At 36.1% G+C, this 16682-nt stretch carries 20 protein-coding genes and 1 riboswitch; of the genes, 19 read left to right on the forward strand and 1 reads right to left on the reverse strand.

All coding sequences use genetic code 11. The features are described 5' to 3' along the window. Nucleotides 1–286: 286 nt before the first annotated feature. The 8 genes from ACLBXA_RS11250 (at nt 287) to ACLBXA_RS11285 (ending at nt 7486) form a co-directional block, all read left to right on the forward strand. On the forward strand, nt 287–2071 hold the full coding sequence (locus tag ACLBXA_RS11250; RefSeq protein WP_000416287.1) for an acyl-CoA dehydrogenase family protein: 1785 nt from the start codon (nt 287–289) through the stop codon (nt 2069–2071). Nucleotides 2072–2209: 138 nt separating this feature from the next. Then, entirely contained in the window at nt 2210–2932 is a 723-nt protein-coding gene (locus ACLBXA_RS11255) for an MBL fold metallo-hydrolase (protein ID WP_001242581.1), read from the forward strand. 3 nt (nt 2933–2935) lie between these two features. After that, the gene (locus ACLBXA_RS11260) at nt 2936–3484 is read left to right on the forward strand and encodes a TetR/AcrR family transcriptional regulator (protein WP_447617216.1); all 549 of its coding nucleotides are present in this window, start codon (nt 2936–2938) and stop codon (nt 3482–3484) included. 465 nt (nt 3485–3949) lie between these two features. After that, nucleotides 3950–4663 (forward strand): CPBP family intramembrane glutamic endopeptidase, encoded by a 714-nt coding sequence (locus tag ACLBXA_RS11265; protein ID WP_001232991.1) that lies wholly within the window; start codon nt 3950–3952, stop codon nt 4661–4663. Nucleotides 4664–4806: 143 nt separating this feature from the next. Beyond that, nucleotides 4807–4992 carry a hypothetical protein gene (locus ACLBXA_RS11270; RefSeq protein ID WP_001180555.1) on the forward strand — a complete coding sequence of 62 codons (186 nt, stop codon included), beginning with the start codon at nt 4807–4809 and terminating at the stop codon, nt 4990–4992. A gap of 13 nt (nt 4993–5005) precedes the next feature. Then, the gene (locus ACLBXA_RS11275; protein WP_001002992.1) at nt 5006–5254 is read left to right on the forward strand and encodes a spore coat protein; all 249 of its coding nucleotides are present in this window, start codon (nt 5006–5008) and stop codon (nt 5252–5254) included. Between the two features lie 245 nt (nt 5255–5499). Beyond that, nucleotides 5500–6450 (forward strand): L-lactate dehydrogenase, encoded by a 951-nt coding sequence (locus tag ACLBXA_RS11280; RefSeq protein ID WP_000820660.1) that lies wholly within the window; start codon nt 5500–5502, stop codon nt 6448–6450. A gap of 22 nt (nt 6451–6472) precedes the next feature. Next, nucleotides 6473–7486: a PTS transporter subunit IIC gene (locus tag ACLBXA_RS11285; protein WP_000666176.1), complete on the forward strand. Its 1014-nt coding sequence runs from the start codon at nt 6473–6475 to the stop codon at nt 7484–7486. A 59-nt stretch (nt 7487–7545) separates the two neighbouring features. On the opposite strand, the gene ACLBXA_RS11290 is transcribed toward ACLBXA_RS11285, so the two are convergent. After that, nucleotides 7546–8193, reverse strand: a complete 648-nt coding sequence (locus tag ACLBXA_RS11290) for a phosphatase PAP2 family protein (RefSeq protein ID WP_000713769.1) — start codon at nt 8191–8193, stop codon at nt 7546–7548. Nucleotides 8194–8337: 144 nt separating this feature from the next. Between ACLBXA_RS11290 and ACLBXA_RS11295 the strand changes: the two genes are divergently transcribed. From ACLBXA_RS11295 to sufC, 11 genes are all read left to right on the forward strand, one after another. Further along, complete coding sequence (locus ACLBXA_RS11295) at nt 8338–8865, forward strand: hypothetical protein (RefSeq protein ID WP_000826875.1); 528 nt, start codon at nt 8338–8340, stop codon at nt 8863–8865. Nucleotides 8866–9276: 411 nt separating this feature from the next. Next, complete coding sequence (locus ACLBXA_RS11300) at nt 9277–9642, forward strand: arsenate reductase family protein (RefSeq protein ID WP_000218968.1); 366 nt, start codon at nt 9277–9279, stop codon at nt 9640–9642. 41 nt (nt 9643–9683) lie between these two features. Continuing rightward, a complete protein-coding gene (gcvH, locus tag ACLBXA_RS11305) occupies nt 9684–10067 on the forward strand; it encodes a glycine cleavage system protein GcvH (protein WP_000026896.1) in 384 nt (127 codons plus the stop codon). Between the two features lie 611 nt (nt 10068–10678). Further along, a complete protein-coding gene (locus ACLBXA_RS11310; RefSeq protein WP_000640870.1) occupies nt 10679–11023 on the forward strand; it encodes a toprim domain-containing protein in 345 nt (114 codons plus the stop codon). A 3-nt stretch (nt 11024–11026) separates the two neighbouring features. Continuing rightward, nucleotides 11027–11335 carry a thioredoxin family protein gene (locus ACLBXA_RS11315; RefSeq protein WP_003280640.1) on the forward strand — a complete coding sequence of 103 codons (309 nt, stop codon included), beginning with the start codon at nt 11027–11029 and terminating at the stop codon, nt 11333–11335. A 152-nt stretch (nt 11336–11487) separates the two neighbouring features. Further along, nucleotides 11488–11832 carry a hypothetical protein gene (locus tag ACLBXA_RS11320; RefSeq protein WP_001242141.1) on the forward strand — a complete coding sequence of 115 codons (345 nt, stop codon included), beginning with the start codon at nt 11488–11490 and terminating at the stop codon, nt 11830–11832. Between the two features lie 125 nt (nt 11833–11957). Further along, nucleotides 11958–12065, forward strand: a riboswitch (SAM riboswitch). A gap of 180 nt (nt 12066–12245) precedes the next feature. Next, nucleotides 12246–13271: a methionine ABC transporter ATP-binding protein gene (locus ACLBXA_RS11325; RefSeq protein WP_000601782.1), complete on the forward strand. Its 1026-nt coding sequence runs from the start codon at nt 12246–12248 to the stop codon at nt 13269–13271. Then, on the forward strand, nt 13264–13929 hold the full coding sequence (locus ACLBXA_RS11330) for a methionine ABC transporter permease (protein WP_000359401.1): 666 nt from the start codon (nt 13264–13266) through the stop codon (nt 13927–13929). Before ACLBXA_RS11325 ends, ACLBXA_RS11330 begins: the two co-directional genes overlap by 8 nt. A 23-nt stretch (nt 13930–13952) precedes the next feature. Further along, entirely contained in the window at nt 13953–14765 is an 813-nt protein-coding gene (gene metQ, locus ACLBXA_RS11335; RefSeq protein ID WP_000735090.1) for a methionine ABC transporter substrate-binding lipoprotein MetQ, read from the forward strand. A gap of 71 nt (nt 14766–14836) precedes the next feature. Further along, complete coding sequence (gene metQ / locus ACLBXA_RS11340) at nt 14837–15643, forward strand: methionine ABC transporter substrate-binding lipoprotein MetQ (protein WP_079246114.1); 807 nt, start codon at nt 14837–14839, stop codon at nt 15641–15643. Nucleotides 15644–15881: 238 nt separating this feature from the next. Beyond that, nucleotides 15882–16667: a Fe-S cluster assembly ATPase SufC gene (gene sufC / locus ACLBXA_RS11345; RefSeq protein ID WP_000929162.1), complete on the forward strand. Its 786-nt coding sequence runs from the start codon at nt 15882–15884 to the stop codon at nt 16665–16667. The last annotated feature ends 15 nt before the right edge of the window (nt 16668–16682 follow it).

A 16682-nucleotide genomic window follows, 5' to 3' on the forward strand; every position in this document is an offset into this window, starting at 1 on the left:
CCGCTGGAACTGGATTAGATAAAAAGTGCAGGTGGCTCGCTCAGAACAGGAGGGCGTTGGAAGCCCTGACGAAGAGGCGCTTTTTGCCTCACAGGAAGGGGTGAAACGACCGACTGTTCTAGCCACTGGAACTGGATTATAAAAAAAGTGGAAGCGGTTCGCTCAGAACGAGACGACGCTAAAGCAAAGAATGGAAGCAACCAAGGTTTATAAAAAATAAAATTGAGAGCCAGCTTCTTTCAAAAAGAGAGAAGCGGCTCATGAAAATATGAAGGAGGAAATTTTCATGGAAAAAACAGTAGGAAATGCGGTTAAAGGCGGTAGCTTTTTAGTTGATGAGATTACGATTGATCAAGTGTTTACGCCAGAAGATTTTTCATCTGAGCATAAAATGATTGCAAAAACGACAGAGGACTTTATCGTAAATGAAGTTCTTCCAGAGCTTGAATATTTAGAACAACATGAGTTTGATCGTTCTGTTCGTCTTTTAAAAGAAGCTGGGGAGCTTGGTTTATTAGGCGCTGACGTACCAGAAGAGTACGGCGGAATTGGTCTTGATAAAGTAAGCTCAGCGTTAATCGCAGAGAAATTCTCTCGCGCTGGCGGCTTTGCAATTACTCACGGTGCTCACGTAGGTATCGGATCGTTACCAATCGTATTATTCGGTAACGAAGAGCAAAAGAAAAAGTATTTACCATTACTTGCAACTGGTGAGAAATTAGCTGCATACGCATTAACAGAGCCAGGTTCAGGATCTGACGCATTAGGTGCAAAAACAACTGCACGTTTAAATGCAGAAGGTACACATTATGTATTAAATGGTGAAAAACAATGGATTACAAACTCTGCATTCGCTGACGTATTTATCGTGTATGCAAAAATTGATGGAGAGCACTTCTCAGCATTTATCGTAGAGAAAGAATATGCTGGCGTATCTACAAGCCCAGAAGAAAAGAAAATGGGTATTAAATGTTCTTCAACTCGTACGTTAATTTTAGAAGATGCATTAGTACCGAAAGAAAACTTACTTGGTGAAATCGGTAAAGGTCATATTATCGCTTTCAACATTTTAAATATCGGCCGTTATAAATTAGGTGTTGGTACAGTTGGATCTGCGAAACGTGCAGTAGAAATTTCAGCACAATATGCAAACCAACGTCAACAGTTCAAGCAACCAATCGCTCGCTTCCCATTAATTCAAGAGAAACTTGCGAATATGGCAGCAAAAACATATGCAGCTGAAAGCTCTGTATATCGTACAGTAGGTTTATTCGAAAGCCGCATGAGCACATTATCTGAAGAAGAAGTAAAAGACGGTAAAGCAGTAGCAGCTTCTATCGCTGAATATGCAATCGAGTGCTCTTTAAACAAAGTATTCGGTTCTGAAGTATTAGACTATACAGTAGATGAAGGTGTTCAAATTCACGGTGGTTACGGGTTTATGGCAGAGTACGAGATTGAAAGAATGTACCGTGATTCTCGTATTAACCGTATTTTCGAAGGAACGAACGAAATTAATCGCCTAATCGTACCAGGTACGTTCTTACGTAAAGCGATGAAAGGTGAATTACCACTTCTTCAAAAAGCACAAAAATTACAAGAAGAGTTAATGATGATGATGCCAGAAGAAGTAGGCGATGAGCCATTAGCACTTCAAAAATATTTAGTAACTAACGCGAAGAAAATCGGCTTAATGGTAGCTGGATTAGCTGCTCAAAAATACGGTAAAGCATTAGATAAAGAGCAAGAAATTCTTGTGAATATCGCTGACATTGTAAGCAATCTATACGCAATGGAATCAGCTGTTCTTCGTACAGAAAAAGCAATCAAAACAACTGGTCTTGAAAAGAATAAACAAAAAGTGTTATACACTGAAGTATTCTGCCAAGAAGCATTTAACGAAATCGAAGCAGATGCGAAAGAAACACTTATCGCAGTTGAAAACGGCGACATGCTGCGCATGATGTTATCATCATTACGTAAATTAACTCGCCACACACCACTTAACGTAATTCCGAAGAAACGTGAAATCGCTGCGAAAATTTTAGAAGATGAGCGTTACACAGTTTAATATCTTTAAAGAACAGTAGTCGTTTATACGGCTACTGTTCTTTTTTCTGAAAAAATGAAATTTTTAGTGGTATAAAACTAATACCATTAGTATAATAAAACTAATGGTATTAGTTTTCGTGAAGAGGGAGATGGGAATATGAGAATGATGCATGAAAAAACGGTATATCAATTGTCATTTTTGCCAAGAGCGTTTCCTGTGAATTGTTACTTTGTGGAGGAAGAGGATGGTTTAACTTTAATTGATGCTGCTTTGCCATATAGCGCAAAAGGAATTTTACAGGCGGCTGAGAAAATAGGAAAACCAATTACGAATATTGTATTAACACATGCGCATGATGATCACATCGGTGCATTAGACGCATTAAAGGAAGTACTCCCTCATGTTCCAGTCTACATTTCTAAGCGGGACGCAAAGCTGTTAGAAGGAGATACGACGTTACAAAAGGATGAACCAAATACGCCAATAAAAGGCGGTGTACCTAAAAAGATAAAAACGGTACCTGATGTTTTATTGGAAGATGGCGACCGTGTTGGATCGCTTCTTGCGATTATGACACCGGGACATACGCCGGGCTCCATGTCGTTTCTTGATGTACGAAATAAAGCTCTTATTGTTGGGGATGCATTTCAAACAAGAGGAGGTATGGCTGTTTCGGGACAAATGAAATTTTGGTTTCCGTTTCCAGCGATGGCAACGTGGAGCAAAGAAATATCATTACAAAGTGCACAGAAGCTAAGCGAATATGAACCTTCCTTGCTTGCGGCAGGGCACGGAAAAATGATAAAGGATCCAGGGGCTGTCATAGAGCTTGCTATTCAGGAAGCGAAGCGGAATATAGAAAGTAAGAAAGAGGGTTAATTTATGTCACCTAGAATCGGACTTACATTACAGAGAATTGTAGAAACAGCTGCAGAAATTGCAGATACAAATGGAATACAAGAAGTAACGTTAGCTTCATTAGCGCAAAGATTAGGGATACGTTCGCCCTCACTATATAATCATGTAAAAGGGTTACAAGATGTACGGAAAAATCTTGGTATTTACGGAATACAACAGCTGCATAACAAACTGGAAGAAGCAGCCGAGGATAAACAGATGGATGAAGCAATTCATGCATTAGGAGAAGCATATGTAGCATTTGTCCGAAAACATCCTGGACTATATGAAGCAACTTTTTTACGAGATGAAGAAGTAAGAAAAGCAGGTGATGGAATTGTAAAGCTTTGTCTTCAGGTTTTACAACAGTATGGCTTAGAAGGAGAGAATGCACTTCATGCGACACGCGGATTCAGAAGTATTTGTCATGGATTTGCTTCGATTGAACAGCAGGGCGGATTTGGTTTGCCGTTAGATTTAGATATAAGTTTACATGTATTGTTGGAAACGTTTATTAAAGGGTTACGTGAATAAGAAGCGAGGCAAACAAAAACCTTAGAAGTGATTCTAAGGTTTTTTAGTGCATATAATTCGAAAAGAGCGGTAGGCTTTTTCTCATTACATGATATTATTTAGCAGGTTTGAAAAATGTGTATATAGCTACGGAAAGGCAAACGAAAATAAAAGCAATAGGATCTTGATATGGACTAGGCTCAGAGCCCTTCTGGATTTCTGTAAGGAAGTCATGTGTTTTCATGTTCATTGCTCCTTTAACTAATAAGTTTTATATGATGCGAGGGTTATGGTGGATAGATAAGAAATTTTTGGAATTTCATCTAATAATTATTCTATAGTAATCTAATTCCAAAAACTATATAATACAAAGCTTTCATGATATGTAAAATTGCATATTATTCTTTTTGAAAAATTTGTTATATTATCTATATATTTGTATTAAAGGGTTTTTGTTAAGGTAATGAAAACAAATGGAGGAATAGTATGAGAAAAACAGTATTAGACGCGTATAATGCAGAAAGAGAAGTAGATAACATAACATATAAAAATCTAGTTGTAACGATTGCAAGCATTCTAGGGTTCTCACTCTTAGGGGGATTATTCCTTGCTTTAGCCCTTGGGATTTTTGGAGAAGAGGTATTACGTGCTAATTTAGAGGGATATTATTTACTTCTATTTGATGCAGCTGTTGTTACTATTGTTTTATTTGCGTATAAACCAGTGCTTCATTTTATTAAGAACATATGGGATGTATCTATTTTAAAAAATGGGAAAACCTACTTGTATTTATTAATAGGTTTTATCATCATTGCATTAACTCAGTATGTAATGTTAGAGTTGTTTAGCTTTGAAAGTGCAGAGCAGCAACGAGATCAATTAGGGAGCTTAGGACTTCAAAATAGTCTACAAAGTATTATATATGTGTTAAGTGTTGCTATAATTACACCAATTAAAGAAGAAATTTTATATAGAGGTATTTTGTATCGATTTTTTGAAAAGAAATATAGTTTTCTAGTTGGTATCATTATTTCTTCCTTTATCTTTGGGATTCTTCATGGTGGTTTTCCAGTTACGGCAATGATTATGGGGATTGTATTTGCTATGTTATATAAGAAAACACAATCTATTTTACCTAGCATTATTTTACATATTGTATGGAACCTACTTGTGAGTATAAGTATGATTGTTTCTTTATAAAATTGAATGAATATTTAGCATAAAAGATGAATGGCCTAGCTATTCATCTTTTATTTTGTTTATATGTGCGAAAAGTTGATGAATACAATCCAAAAAGAACCAAATACTAATGATGAATGAACAAAGAAAGGCGGGTATGTTATATGCAAAATTTAACAGAGCTTGAAGTAGAAAACTTACGTCATTTAATTGGTGGACACGCAACAATTATTAACAAGTTGGAGCAGTATGCACAGACGTGTACAGATCCACAACTGAAACAAATGCTACAAAAAGATGCGCAAGATGCAAGAAATACGAAACAGCAATTAATGACTTTCCTAGGATAGGAGGAAGAGAAAGATGAATGAAAAAGATATGGTAAATGATTATTTAGCAGGATTAAATGCAAGTTTAACAAGTTATGCAAATTATATTTCTCAGTCTGATAATGAACAGTTACATCAAACGTTAATCCAAATTCGTAATCAAGATGAAATGCGTCAACGTAATATGTATGAGTACGCAAAGCAAAAGAGTTATTATAAACCAGCAGCACCTGCGAATCCGATGATTGTGCAGCAATTGAAAAGTCAGTTAAGTGCAGAATAATAGGATGAAAAAACGAGCGAAAATGAATTCGCTCGTTTTATTTTTTGTATGTCAATAAATACATAATAAATATTTTTCCAGTTGTAACAAATATGACGAAAATGGAATATAACAATTCACAAAAAGGACAAAAACTTTGTTCAATATTTCACAAAGTATCCATGGTTTCTATCGTGGGAACCTCTATAATTAAGAATGTAAAGAACAAAAGAAATAGATTATATGATCAATTAGGAGAGATTGCTATGAAAAGACATACAAGAAAAATTGCAATTATCGGTACTGGATTAGTTGGATCAAGTTGTGCGTATTCCATTGTAAATCAAGGGATTTGCGAAGAGCTATTATTAATTGATATAAATCATGAACGTGCAGTTGGGGAAGCAATGGATTTATCACATTGCATTAACTTTACAAATACAAGAACAAAAGTATATGCAGGAAGCTATGAAGACTGCAAAGATATGGACATTGTCATTATTACAGCAGGACCAGCACCAAAACCAGGGCAAAGTCGCTTAGATACTTTAGGAGCGAGTGCGAAGATTATGGAAAGTGTTGTTGGTGGCGTAATGGAAAGTGGATTTGATGGTATTTTCTTACTTGCATCGAACCCAGTTGATATTATTACATATCAAGTTTGGAAATTATCTGGATTACCTAGAAATCGCGTAATCGGTACTGGTACATCACTAGATTCTTCTCGCTTAAGAACAATTTTATCTGAAATGCTACATGTAGACCCTCGTAGTATTCATGGGTATTCATTAGGAGAACATGGTGATTCTCAAATGGTTGCTTGGTCTCACGTAACTGTTGGTGGAAAGCCAATTCTGCAAATTTTAGAAGAACAAAAAGAACGATTTGGTGAAATAGATTTAGATGAAATCGTTGAGAAGACTGCAAAAGCCGGATGGGAAATTTATAAACGTAAAGGAACTACTTATTACGGAATCGGAAATTCTCTAGCATATATTGCAAGCTCAATCTTTAATGATGATCACCGTGTCATTGCTGTATCAGCCATTTTAGATGGTGAGTATGGTGAATATGATATTTGTACAGGAGTACCAGCTATTATTACTAGAGACGGTATAAGAGAAGTTGTAGAACTCAATTTAACAGAGGATGAAGAATCTCGATTCGCAAAATCAAACGATATTTTACGTGATTATATGAAAACAATTGGTTACTAACTTATAGAAGAAGGTGAAACAAATGAAGGAATATATAATGTCTCGTGTATTTAAAGCATCTGCTGGAATCGCACAAGGTATTTTCGTATCCCTCGGAATTGGTTTACTGATCGAAAATATAGGAAGAATTGTTGATATACCATTACTTATTACAATCGGAGTTGTTGCAAAATCACTTATGGCACCAGCAATTGGTGCCGGAATTGCTTTTATGCTCGGTGCAAATGGCCTTGTAATCTTCTCGGCTATGGTGGCTGGAGCAATTGGTGCCGGATCCATTTCAATTACTGAAGCAGGTCTAATTATTAAAACAGGTGAGCCAATCGGTGCTTTATTAACAGCAACTTTAGCTGTATATATTGGTAAACGTTTAAGCGGAAAAACTGCGTTAGATATGATGCTCGTTCCATTTGCGGCAATATTAGGTTCTGGTTTAGTAGGTATTTGGTTATCTCATAATATTACTCCTGTTTTAAATACAGTTGGAGCATTTATTAAAGATAGCTCAGCTGGTAGCCCGTTTATCGCTTCTATCGTCATTGCAGTAGTTTGGGGATTATTACTTATCTCTCCAGCTTCATCAGCTGCGTTAGCGATCGCACTTAGCTTAGACGGTGTTGCAGGTGGTGCTGCTCTTGCAGGCTGCGTTGCTCAGTTTATCGGATTCTCTGTTATCTCAGCGAAAGAAAACAATTTAGGTGGCATATTAGCTCAAGCACTTTGTACTCCGAAAGTACAGTTACCAAATATCACTAAAAATCCAATGATTCTCGTCCCAACTGTCGTCGCCAGTGCTATAGTTGGTCCAGTATCCGCATTAATTTTCCAACTGGAAGCAGGAAAGGAAATTGCAGGTCTTGGATTAAGTTCTCTTATCGCACCAATTAATTTAATTTCTAGCGAAGGATGGGAAGTTGTCCCAGCGATGGTAATCACTTATATCATCATTCCAGTAGCTGTTTCTTATATACTTTACATTGCTCTTAAAAAAGCAGGTCGTATTCACTCTGGTGATATGACTGTACCGCAATCTTAAATTGAAAATCTCCTTAATAATAGATAAAAGCAGACTGAGCCACAGTCTGCTTTTTTATGTTACATTTTATGATTTTGTTTTACTGGAACTTTTATTGGTTCTTTTGCTAATAAGAGCTGAACGCCGAAGTATAGTATGCTTGCAAGTGTCATTCCAGAAACGGCATCTAAAAAGGCATGCTGCTTCGTAAATAGCGTTGATAAAATAATAAGTGTACCGAAGAAAGTAAGGATGTAATATTCAAAAGCATGTTGTTCTCTACGCTTAAAGGCAGCTAACATAATTACAAATGTAGTAAGAACGTGAATGCTAGGGAAACAGTTTACCGGTTGATCGATACTATAAATATAGCGAACTAGTTCAGAAAATACATCTGTTCCAACGACAGTCGGACGCGGTACAGTTGTTTGCCAAAAATAATAAATAGAAAAACAAGCAAGCTTTCCAAAAATAACACTACTTAAAGTGACATAATATTGCTTTCGGTCAGCGAAGCAGTAATAAATAAGTGCGCCGTATAAGTATGGAAACCAAAGTAAATAAGGAATAATAAATGCTTTTACAAATGGAATCCAATCATCTACTACAGTTGTAACGTCTACTGCGTGAACAGTCGATTTATTTAATACGTCGTAAAGGGGACTTACGAGTACGAGTAGAAGTATATAACTTAACGGAAGAAAAGATGAAAGTTTAAATTTCTTCATGTTGATCTCCTATGTTTAGTAATGTAAGTAAATTCAATTGATTATAATATAGAAACGTGAATTGGGCTATCGATTTTACTTACATTTTCTTGAATTAACCTTACGTTTTTGTCACTTGACTAAAAAGAAGGGGGAGGGTGCTAAATGAAGCGTTTATCGTATTTCTTATTTTTTATATTGATATGCCTAGTCGGTGCTGGGTGTGCAAAGGATAAAGAAGGAGAGAAATTAGAATATAACGGAAGAGCACTCGTAATTGGAGTTGTTGGAGAAAAGCCGAAAGATACGTTTAGGAATGTAAAGTTTGAGGAAATGAAGTTAGAGGCACTGGAAAAGAAATCTAAGGAAGTGGATGGTTTTCTAATAATGAAAGATCACTTTCAAGAAGCCTCAACAGAGCAGTATAAAAATGTATTTTCATCGCTAAAGAAACCAGTATTTTTTATCGGTTTACAAGATAAATTATATTCAATTTTTATTACAAAAGGGATAGAGTATAACAGTGCACGAAAAGATGTAAATGCGATGTATACGCAAGGTTTTGCGAATATCGGAAGTGGTGAAGGGCAACAATGGGCAATTGGTTTATCAAATGGTGGAAACACAGAAGAAAGTATTCATAATATGTATATCGTAGTATTTCAAACAATTGCAGATTATTTGAATAGATGATGAAGGAGCCTGCAAAAGAGGCTTCTTATTTTTTTAAATAAACGTTTGTTTAAGCTGTATGTTCGGTAGGAAGAAACCGATGTAACTTAAGGGTTAAGAAAGAAAAATGGAGAATTAATCAAACGTTTGTTTAAGCTGTATGTTCGGTAGAAAGAAACTCATGTAGTTCAAAGGTTAACGAAGAAAAATGGAGAATTAATCAAACGCTTGTTTAAGATATATGTTTGGTGCAGAATCTAAAAAAATTATATATTTATTTTTTTCTTAACAAATGGCGGAAAAATAAGAAAAATTCGCAGGATTATTAAAAATTATCACGAAATAAGTAAAAGTTTAGCGAATAATGGTTTGAAATAATAAAACGTTTTCTATATGATAAAGGTAAAGGTTAGTAAAAAAGTAGGTGAATTTATGACAGTAACATTTTATTCATATCCAAAGTGTGGCACATGTCAAAAGGCAAAGAAATGGTTTGAGGCAAACGATGTAGCATATGAGATGATTCATATTGTTGAAAATCCACCATCAAAAGAAGATTTACGTAATTTACATGAAAAAAGTGAATTACCATTAAAAAAATTCTTTAATACAAGTGGAATGCGTTACCGTGAACTTGGTCTGAAAGATAAGTTGAAAGATGCAAGCGAAGACGAAATGTATGAGCTTTTAGCATCTGATGGCATGTTGATTAAACGTCCAATTGTAACAGATGGAACGAATGTAACACTTGGTTTTAACGAAGAGCAGTTTGAAAGTGTGTGGAAAAAGTACCAATAAGGTATTTTTACATAATTAATACATTCACTGGAGGTACAGTCATGAGCATTCCAAATAATTTACGTTACTCTGAAGAACACGAATGGGTAAAAACTGAAGGTAATGAAGTTGTTATCGGTATCACTCACTTTGCACAAGGTGAGCTAGGCGATATCGTATTCGTTGAACTTCCTGAAGTAGGTGCAACAATCGAAGCTGACGAGCCATTCGGAAGCGTAGAATCTGTTAAAACAGTTTCTGAGTTATACGCACCTGTAAGCGGTAAAGTTGTAGCAGTAAACGAAGAATTAAGTGACCAACCAGAACTTGTTAACGAATCTCCATACGAGGGTGCATGGATGGTTAAAGTTGAACTTTCTGATGCAAGCCAAGTTGAGAAGTTATTAACTGCAGAAAAATATGCAGAAATGACAAACCAAGACTAATTATAGTCGACTAAAGGACAGCCTTTGTGCTGTCCTTTTTTATTTTGTGTAAAATAATGAATGTAGAATCATATACTAATTATCGTGTAGGAGAACGTTTTTTGAAAAAACTTTTTCGTTTAATCTTTATGCAGGTCTAGCCGTTTTTGTTTTTCGTTGTCTAGCTCCAGCGACTAGATTGTTCGGTGGCTTCGCTTCTTCCTACAAGGCAAAAAGCGCCTCTACGTCAGAAGCTCCATCCCCCTCACAATCTAAACGAGCCGCTTCCGCTTTTCATTGTCCATCTCCAGCGGCTAGATTGTTCGGTGGCTTCGCTTCTTCCTACAAGGCAAAAAGCGCCTTTACGTCAGAAGCTCCATCCCCCCTCACAATCTGAACGAGCCGCTTGCGCTTTTCATTGTCTAGCTCCACCTCCTAGCCCTTCATGTCTAAGAACCTTCCGCACGAGAAGACAAAAAGCGTCTTCTGTACGGAAGAACCTTAGCCAACAGGGCTAAACAGTCGGTTTCGCTTTTCTTTTGCAAAAATAAACAGGAAACAACATGAAAATAACGAATATACTATATACTAAGTTCAAGGTTATATAGTATATGGTGATCGGGTGATGACATATGATTTATGTAGAAAAAGTCATTATTGTAGAAGGTACATCAGATAGAAGAAAGATTGAATCTATTATTCGTGAACCGGTGGAAATTGTTTGTACAAATGGTACAATTGGTTTATCGAAAATGGATGAGCTCGTTGATCAGTTTTTTGATAAGGAAGTGTATGTGCTAGTAGATGCTGATGATGCTGGAGAAAAGTTAAGGAAACAATTTCGAAAAGAATTTCCGCAAGCCGAGCATATCTATATTGATCGCTCGTACCGAGAAGTGGCAACTGCGCCATCTACACACTTAGCAAATGTATTATGGGGAGCCGACATTGACGTTTATACAGAATATTTACGGTAAGGAATGATAGAAGTGATTGATTGGACAGGAGCCGAAGCTACATCCCTAATAGAGAACGAAGAAAAAACAGTGTTATATGTATATACTCCAATGTGTGGAACATGCCAATTAGCAAAAAAGATGTTAACAGTCGTTGAGATGACAATTGAAGAGTTGAAAATTGGGATGTTAGATTTAAATTATGCTCCACATTTAGCAAAAGAGTATGGGATTGAAAGTGTACCTTGTTTACTTGTTTTTGAAAATGGGACACTGATGAAGAAGATATACGCATTTCATTCGGTTGAATATTTATATACGGAATTAAAGTAGGCGGCAAAATTTTTGCCGCCTCGACATATTTCTTGGGAAATATGTCGAGATGCAGGATGGATACAGTATTTGTCGAGCGAAAATAACAGGATTGCTCTTTAGTGAGAGGGAATGGTATGTAATAGAAAGTGATATGAAGGATGTGATTTAGGGTGAGATTATATTCTTTGCTTCAATCATTTGTAAATTACGCTAATGGTCAATATCATTTAGAGCCGCTTTTAAGACAAGAGGAAAAAACTGTTAATTTCCGTTTGGGAGATGAAAGTTGTTCGTTACAAATTTCAAGAGATTATATAGAGCTGGTACATGAGGAAAGAGGAACGGAACAAATCATTTGCTTAGACGAAAAGGATATAGAACAATTGGTTAATGGAAATGTACGATTGCAAATGTTAATGAACGATGGACGTGTACAATATTCGGGAACGTATCGAACGATGCTATTAGTCGAATCGATGTTTCATATATGTAAACCGATGTCAGTAGGTGCTTAAAATTCTGAAGGTTCATTTTTTGCGAAAATTTCTGTTGACATGGTGTTTGGATATTGATACAATTCAATTCATAAAATATAGACAATTTCATAAATTACAAATCAGACGAAAATTGAATCTGATTTCTCTTATCAAGAGAGGTGGAGGGACTGTGCCCTGTGAAGCCCGGCAACCGTCAACTTATGTTGAAATGGTGCCAATTCCTGCAAAGCAAATGCTTTGAGAGATGAGAGAGAGGGATAATGTTGTTATATACGCACATAAACCTTTCTGCTTCTCTAAAGCAGAAAGGTTTTTTTATTGTTTGAATGTGGAGGACATTCAAACAATAAAAGTAGTGATAACGGTGGACTACACGCATTAAACATAAAAAATTGCGGAATCGACCTAAACAAAAAAAGGGGTGATACATCATGATTCTATTAGAGAATGTAAAGAAAATATATAAAGCAAAAAGCGGTGATGTCACTGCTGTAGATAACGCCAATTTAAAAATAGAAAAAGGCGAAATATTTGGTGTTATCGGATATAGCGGCGCTGGGAAAAGTTCTTTAATCAGATTGTTTAATCAGTTAGAAAAACCGACTTCTGGCCAAATTACAATTGCGAATCGTGTTATATCAACAATTACAGGAAGTGAACTTCGTAAGGCAAGGCAAGAAATCGGAATGATTTTTCAACACTTCAACTTACTTTGGTCACGAACTGTACGTGAAAATATTGAGTTTCCACTTGAAATTGCAGGTGTTGATAAAACGAAGAGAAGAAAACGTGTTGATGAATTAATTCATCTTGTCGGATTAGAAGGAAGAGGAGACGCGTACCCATCTCAGCTGAGCGGGGGACAAAAACAACGCGTTGGGATTGCAAGAGCATTAGCTAACAACCCACAAGTACTTTTATGTGATGAAGCAACGTCGGCTCTTGATCCAGAAACGACAGATCAAATTTTGGATTTACTATTAGACATCAATAAGCGCCTTGGTTTAACAATTGTACTCATTACACATGAGATGCACGTAATTCGAAAGATTTGTAATCGAGTGGCGGTAATGGAGAGAGGAAAGATTGTAGAAACGGGTCCAGTACTTGATGTATTCCGTAATCCGAAGCAAGATATTACGAAACGATTTGTACAGCAGTTAACAGATTCTGAAGATACAAATGAAACGATTGAAAGTTTAATTGAAAAATATCCAGATGGAAAAGTAATTCGTTTGCAGTTTATTGGTGAGGCTGTAGAAAGACCAGTGCTTCAACGATTGATGCAACGCAGTGATATAGAAGTTAGCATTTTGCAAGGAAATATCGCACAAACGAATAACGGTTCTTACGGTAGTTTAGTTGTTCATTTAAATGGTGAGGAAACAGCAATCCAGCAAGCAATAGAAGGAATTCATCAAGATCAAGTAGAGCTGGAGGTGATTGCACATGGATAAGTTACTCGCAAATGTTGATTGGAATCAAATGTTAGAAGCAACGGGTGAAACGTTATATATGACGGCAATCGCAGCTCTTGCGACATTTGTTTTAGGACTAATTTTAGGATTGTTACTCTTCATGACAGCGAAAGATAATTTATGGGAAAACAAATCAATTAATACGGTGATTGGAGCATTCGTAAATATATTCCGTTCTATACCGTTCATCATTTTAATTATTTTATTAATCCCATTCACAAAGATTCTTCTTGGAACAATTCTTGGAGCAAGTGCAGCGCTGCCGGCTTTAATTATTGGAGCGGCACCATTCTACGCGAGAATGGTTGAAATCGCACTTCGCGAAATTGATAAAGGTGTAATTGAAGCTTCAAAAGCAATGGGAGCAAAAACAAGCACAATTATTTTGAAAGTGTTAATTCCAGAATCGTTACCAGCATTAGTATCTGGTATTACGGTTACGACAATTGCTTTAGTAGGATATACAGCAATGGCGGGAGTTGTTGGTGCTGGTGGCCTTGGAACACTTGCTTACTTAGAAGGATTCCAAAGAGGAAATAACGATGTAACAATCGTTGCGACAATTTGTGTATTACTAGTTGTATTTTTAATTCAGTGGATTGGTGATAGTTTAACGACTCGAATAGATAAACGATAATAAAAAACGGGAGGATGTTTCAAATGAAAAAATTATTACTTACGGCACTTATTTCAACTTCAATTTTTGGCTTAGCTGCTTGTGGCGGGAAAGATAAAGATGAAAAGAAGCTTGTTGTTGGTGCTTCTAACGTACCGCACGCTGAAATTTTAGAAAAGGCAAAACCGTTACTTGAGAAAAAAGGAATTGAATTAGAAGTGAAAAAATTCCAAGATTACGTGTTGCCAAATAAATCGTTAGCGGATAAGGATTTAGATGCAAACTACTTCCAGCACATTCCGTATTTAGAAAAAGAAATTAAAGATAAAAAGTATGACTTTGAAGTAGCAGGGAAAATTCATTTAGAGCCAATTGGTGTATATTCTCAAAAATATAAGAGCTTAAAAGAACTTCCGGACGGAGCGACAATTATTATGAGTAATTCTGTTGCTGACCATGGACGTGGTTTAGCAATTTTACAAAAAGAAGGTATTTTAAAAGTTAAAGATGGGGTAGATCCAGTTAAAGCAACTCCAAAAGATATTGCAGATAATCCGAAAAATCTAAAATTCAAAACGGATATCGAGCCTGGTTTATTGCCACAAGTGTATAACAATAAAGAAGGCGACGCTGTTTTAATTAACTCTAACTATGCAATTGATGCAAAGTTAAATCCAGAAAAAGATGCAATTGCAATTGAAGGAAATGATTCACCGTACGCAAACATAGTAGCTGTTCGTAAAGGCGATAAAGATAAGAAAGAGATTAAAGCTCTTGTAGAAGTATTACATTCTAAAGAAATTGAAGACTTCATTAATAAAGAATATAAAGGGGCAGTTGTTCCTGTAAAAGAATAATTGCTGAAAAGGGCTGGTGTATGCCAGCCTTTTTTATAACTACATAACTATAGGGGAGAAGGGGACATCATATGAGAAAGATTCTATTGTCAGTTGTTACAGCGCTGTCTGTATTTACATTAGCTGCTTGCGGAGGGAAAGAAGAGAATAAGCTTGTTGTTGGAGCTTCTAACGTGCCGCACGCTGTTATTTTGGAGAAAGCACAGCCAATCTTAGAGAAAAAAGGCATTAAGTTAGAGATTAAAAAGTTCCAGGATTATGTACTGCCAAATAAAGCGTTAGCGGATAAGGAAATTGATGCGAACTACTTCCAACACATTCCTTACTTAGATAAAGAAATTCAAGAAAAGGGATATAAAATTGTAAACGCAGGAAAAATCCATTTAGAGCCAATGGGGATTTATTCTAAGAAATATAAAAGTTTAAAAGAATTGCCAGATGGCGGAACAGTTATTATGAGTAATAACGTAGCGGAGCGTGGCCGTATGCTCGCATTGTTACAAAAAGGCGGCGTTATTAAATTAAAAGACGGTGTAGATGTTGTTAAAGCGACAGTAAAAGATGTTGTAGAAAATCCGAAAAACTTAAAGTTTAAAACAGATGTAGAGCCTGGATTGTCACCAAAGCTGTATGAAAATAATGAGGGAGATGCTTTATTTATTAATTCGAACTATGCAATTGATGCAAAATTAAATCCAACGAAGGATGCAATTGCGATTGAAGGATCAGACTCTCCGTATGCAAACATCATTGCAGTTCGTAAAGGTGACGAGAAGAAAAAAGAAATTAAAGAATTAGTAGAAGTATTGTATTCAAAAGAAATTCAAGACTTTATTAATAAAGAATATAAAGGTGCTGTACTTCCGATAAGTGAATAATTATAAGGAAAGGACTGGGAATTTACCGGTCCTTTTTTCTTTATATAAATAAGAAGAAAGGTGTATCATATAAAGGTGAAAAGGAAATACTTATATACATTTGTGAAAAAACGGTTACTTTTTTTCGTCGTTTGCGATATCATTTTATTTGATATAAAATTAGAATGAGAATAAAATGAGAATATGAACGTTTTAGGAATTTTTAAAATGTATATATAGGATTAATGGAGGTATTGAGATGGCTGGTTCTACATTAACGGTTAAAGACTTACACGTATCAATTGACGGCAAAGAAATTTTAAAGGGTGTAAACCTTGAAGTAAAAGGTGGAGAAATCCACGCAATTATGGGACCTAACGGAACAGGTAAATCAACTTTATCTTCTGCAATTATGGGTCACCCAAAGTATGAAGTAACAGAAGGTAGCATCATCATCGACGGTGAAGATGTATTAGAAATGGAAGTAGACGAGCGCGCACAAGCGGGTCTATTCCTAGCAATGCAATATCCAAGTGAAATTAGCGGAGTAACAAACGCTGACTTCTTACGTTCTGCAATTAACGCACGTCGTGAAGAAGGCGATGAAATTTCTCTTATGAAATTTATCCGTACATTAGATAAAAACATGGAATTCCTAGAAATGGATCCAGAAATGGCACAACGTTACTTAAACGAAGGTTTCTCTGGTGGAGAGAAAAAACGTAACGAAATTCTTCAATTAATGATGATTGAGCCAAAAATCGCAATCTTAGACGAAATCGACTCAGGTCTTGATATCGATGCATTAAAAGTTGTATCTAAAGGTATTAACCAAATGCGCGGCGAAGAGTTCGGTTGCCTAATGATTACGCATTACCAACGTTTATTAAACTACATCACTCCAGACTTCGTTCACGTTATGATGAACGGTCGTATTGTTAAATCTGGTGGCCCTGAGCTTGCACAACGTCTAGAAGCTGAAGGTTACGACTGGATTAAAAAAGAATTAGGTATTGAAGACGAAACAGCAGAGCAAGAAGCGTAAGAGAGGAGCATAAAC

It is taken from the genome of Bacillus sp. D48C, assembly GCF_053345735.1.

Bases quoted from the DNA above. Each gene is read 5' to 3' on its own strand.
- ACLBXA_RS11250 (WP_000416287.1), top strand. From the start codon at position 287: ATGGAAAAAACAGTAGGAAATGCGGTTAAAGGCGGTAGCTTTTTAGTT.
- ACLBXA_RS11255 (WP_001242581.1), top strand. From the start codon at position 2,210: ATGAGAATGATGCATGAAAAAACGGTATATCAATTGTCATTTTTGCCA.
- ACLBXA_RS11260 (WP_447617216.1), top strand. From the start codon at position 2,936: ATGTCACCTAGAATCGGACTTACATTACAGAGAATTGTAGAAACAGCT.
- ACLBXA_RS11265 (WP_001232991.1), top strand. From the start codon at position 3,950: ATGAGAAAAACAGTATTAGACGCGTATAATGCAGAAAGAGAAGTAGAT.
- ACLBXA_RS11270 (WP_001180555.1), top strand. From the start codon at position 4,807: ATGCAAAATTTAACAGAGCTTGAAGTAGAAAACTTACGTCATTTAATT.
- ACLBXA_RS11275 (WP_001002992.1), top strand. From the start codon at position 5,006: ATGAATGAAAAAGATATGGTAAATGATTATTTAGCAGGATTAAATGCA.
- ACLBXA_RS11280 (WP_000820660.1), top strand. From the start codon at position 5,500: ATGAAAAGACATACAAGAAAAATTGCAATTATCGGTACTGGATTAGTT.
- ACLBXA_RS11285 (WP_000666176.1), top strand. From the start codon at position 6,473: ATGAAGGAATATATAATGTCTCGTGTATTTAAAGCATCTGCTGGAATC.
- ACLBXA_RS11290 (WP_000713769.1), bottom strand. From the start codon at position 8,193: ATGAAGAAATTTAAACTTTCATCTTTTCTTCCGTTAAGTTATATACTT.
- ACLBXA_RS11295 (WP_000826875.1), top strand. From the start codon at position 8,338: ATGAAGCGTTTATCGTATTTCTTATTTTTTATATTGATATGCCTAGTC.
- ACLBXA_RS11300 (WP_000218968.1), top strand. From the start codon at position 9,277: ATGACAGTAACATTTTATTCATATCCAAAGTGTGGCACATGTCAAAAG.
- gcvH (WP_000026896.1), top strand. From the start codon at position 9,684: ATGAGCATTCCAAATAATTTACGTTACTCTGAAGAACACGAATGGGTA.
- ACLBXA_RS11310 (WP_000640870.1), top strand. From the start codon at position 10,679: ATGATTTATGTAGAAAAAGTCATTATTGTAGAAGGTACATCAGATAGA.
- ACLBXA_RS11315 (WP_003280640.1), top strand. From the start codon at position 11,027: ATGATAGAAGTGATTGATTGGACAGGAGCCGAAGCTACATCCCTAATA.
- ACLBXA_RS11325 (WP_000601782.1), top strand. From the start codon at position 12,246: ATGATTCTATTAGAGAATGTAAAGAAAATATATAAAGCAAAAAGCGGT.
- ACLBXA_RS11330 (WP_000359401.1), top strand. From the start codon at position 13,264: ATGGATAAGTTACTCGCAAATGTTGATTGGAATCAAATGTTAGAAGCA.
- metQ (WP_000735090.1), top strand. From the start codon at position 13,953: ATGAAAAAATTATTACTTACGGCACTTATTTCAACTTCAATTTTTGGC.
- metQ (WP_079246114.1), top strand. From the start codon at position 14,837: ATGAGAAAGATTCTATTGTCAGTTGTTACAGCGCTGTCTGTATTTACA.
- sufC (WP_000929162.1), top strand. From the start codon at position 15,882: ATGGCTGGTTCTACATTAACGGTTAAAGACTTACACGTATCAATTGAC.